General features: G+C 57.4%; 4 protein-coding genes. 2 read left to right on the plus strand and 2 right to left on the minus strand.

What is annotated here, in order from left to right:
• Positions 1–372: 372 nt before the first annotated feature.
• On the minus strand, positions 373–786 hold the full coding sequence (locus EII34_RS16860) for a DUF6301 family protein (RefSeq protein WP_221620329.1): 414 nt from the start codon (positions 784–786) through the stop codon (positions 373–375).
• A gap of 70 nt (positions 787–856) precedes the next feature.
• Positions 857–1231 carry a hypothetical protein gene (locus tag EII34_RS16865; RefSeq protein ID WP_124846103.1) on the minus strand — a complete coding sequence of 125 codons (375 nt, stop codon included), beginning with the start codon at positions 1229–1231 and terminating at the stop codon, positions 857–859.
• A 423-nt stretch (positions 1232–1654) separates the two neighbouring features.
• Between EII34_RS16865 and EII34_RS16870 the strand changes: the two genes are divergently transcribed.
• Positions 1655–2131, plus strand: coding sequence for a winged helix-turn-helix domain-containing protein (locus EII34_RS16870; protein ID WP_395858100.1), 477 nt, complete (start codon positions 1655–1657; stop codon positions 2129–2131).
• A partial coding sequence (locus tag EII34_RS16665; protein ID WP_395858101.1) for a transposase occupies positions 2016–2384 on the plus strand: 369 nt, incomplete at its 3' end. The genes EII34_RS16870 and EII34_RS16665, both read left to right, overlap by 116 nt.

The following is a 2384-nucleotide window of genomic DNA, read 5'->3' on the forward strand; positions in this document are numbered from 1 at the left end:
TGTTGCCGTCCCAGTGTAGCCGTACCTCTGGTCCGAGGTTGAATTCTCCGGTGCGGAGGGTGCCGTTGGTGCGGGTGTTGGTGTACTGGTATCGGACGATGACTTCTCCGCGTTCGAGGGCTTTGAAGAAGCCTGGGTACTGTCCTGAGGCTTTGAGGCGCTTGAGGTCGCTCAGGAAGCGGCCGTTGGGGTTCTGGGCTTCGAGGATGGATATGAGGTAGGGCAGTGAGCCTTGTTGCGCGCCGCTGCGGGTGCCGAGTTGGGTCTTGCTGATGTTGCCGCCCTTGTTCTCCTGATGCTTTCAATGAGGTTTATTCAGAGAAACGAGCAAAGCCTCTCTGGGTAGGGGTTTGGCTGTTCCCTGAATAAACCTCAATGAAGCCCATTGGGGTCTACTCGTTCGAAAGACATAATTATTTGACTCGGATAAAGGGTGAGTGCGACGTAGGCGTGTGGGTGTAGTTTCCATATGATTGATGTCAGGCCACTGCTGTAGTCGTGGGGGGGTCCCCAAACTTTGGCTGATGCAGAGATATAACGCTGATACAGGTCGGCTATTTGGAATTTCCGTCCCATTGTTTCACTTGTGTCGTAGGCAAGGCTGAATGATGCAAACATCACCTGACTGGTTTGCCTGTTGTAGGAAATGCGTATATGGGGGGAATCTGCCCCTTTCTGATAAAGATATGCTCCTGGACGGTCTGTTGGCTCCCAGTTGAGTTCTGCTGCTAGGGGTGGGATGTGGTTGATGGTGATGGGGTGGGGGAGTTGCGCAAGTCTTGTGATCCAGTGGTGTGCGGTGTGGAAGGGTTCATGATGGTTCTTGTGGGGTGAGTGTGAGGGTGTTGTTGCCGTCTCAGTGTAGCCGCACCTCTGGTCCGAGGTTGAATTCTCCGGTGCGGAGGGTGCCGTTGGTGCGGGTGTTGGTGTATTGGTATCGGACGGTGACTTCGCCGCGTTCGAGGGCTTTGAAGAAGCCTGGGTATTGTCCTGAGGTCTTGAGGTGCTTGAGGTCGTTCAGGAAGCGGCCGTTGGGGTTCTGGGCTTCGAGGATGGATATGAGGTAGGGCAGTGAGCCTTGTTGGGCGCCACCGCGGGTGCCGAGTTGGGTCTTGCTGATGTTGCCGCCCTTGTTCTCCTGGAAGATGATCTCATAGCGCTTCGGCCGTGGGATGTTCTTCCCGGCCTCTGGGGGCGTGATGTCCGGGCCGCTGATCCCGGTCTGGTCCAACTCGTCCCTCCCAGGAGAGACATGCACATAGGGGGATTCTCCAGCGCGTCCGGAGATCACCTGACGCCCCTGCGACTCGAGGAACTTATGGCCACTTATAGCGGCCATGAAACAAGATGGCGTTCTGGGGGTGTTGTGTTGTGGGGTTTCTGTTGTGGGGTCGCGGGATTTTTTTGGGTGTCGGTGTGTTGTGTTGTGTTTGGTTTGTTGGCGTGATTGGGTCGGGGTGTGGAAGGAATTGCTTTCGGGTATGAGGAATTGTTGCAGGATTACCAGGTGAATGGTGTGCATCCGTCGATGCGGATGCGTGCGATGGGGTTGTTGATGTTGCATGTCGGTATCCCTGCCGAGCAGGTGGCCATGGTGGTGGGAAGGTCTGTGCGGACAATGCAATGCTGGGTTGGTGAATGGCGTGCAACGAGGATGGCGTCGTTGTACACCGGTCACATCGGGAACCGCAACGCTGCCGAACTGACCGGTGAACAACACGATGAGGTGGTGCGGGTCCTCCAGACCCCTCCCACCGACCCCGAGGGGGTACCGGTGGGATTCTGGAGCCTGCCGAGGTTGAAGAACCACATCGCTGCCGCCTTCGAGGTCACGTTCTGCTCGGACTCGTCGTACCAGTTGTTGCTCCACCACGCCGGGTTGTCGTTCAAGAAACCCGCGACACAGGACCAACGTCGTCCCAGCGAGGGTGTCGTGGTCTCCCGGATGGACCAGATCCGTACCCAGGTCGGTCATGCCCTCGAGGAGGGACACCTCGTCTTCGCCGGAGGTGCGGATCGAACACGAGGCACTCACCCGCAAGGCCTGGTGCCGCACCGGGGTCACCACGGTCCTCGAGGTCGACCGGACACGTCGGTCCCAGTCCTACATCGGGTTCCTCGACCACACTGACGGCAGCGTCGAGTTGATGGCGTTGGACTGGCAGAACAGCCACACCGTCATCGAGGCCCTCACCCAACTCGTCGAGAATCATCCCGACCAGAAGATCACCATCGTGTGGGACAATGCCGGATGGCACAAATCCCGAGAACTCAAACAACACCTCGGTGCAGAGGAGGGTTATTCAGAGGATGCCAAAAATTATCCCGAGTACGGCTTTGATCGTGGTTTCGAATGTCGTGTATGGGCGGCGGTAGATGGTGCT

Source organism: Arachnia propionica (assembly GCF_003859805.1).
Classification (GTDB): domain Bacteria; phylum Actinomycetota; class Actinomycetes; order Propionibacteriales; family Propionibacteriaceae; genus Arachnia; species Arachnia propionica_C.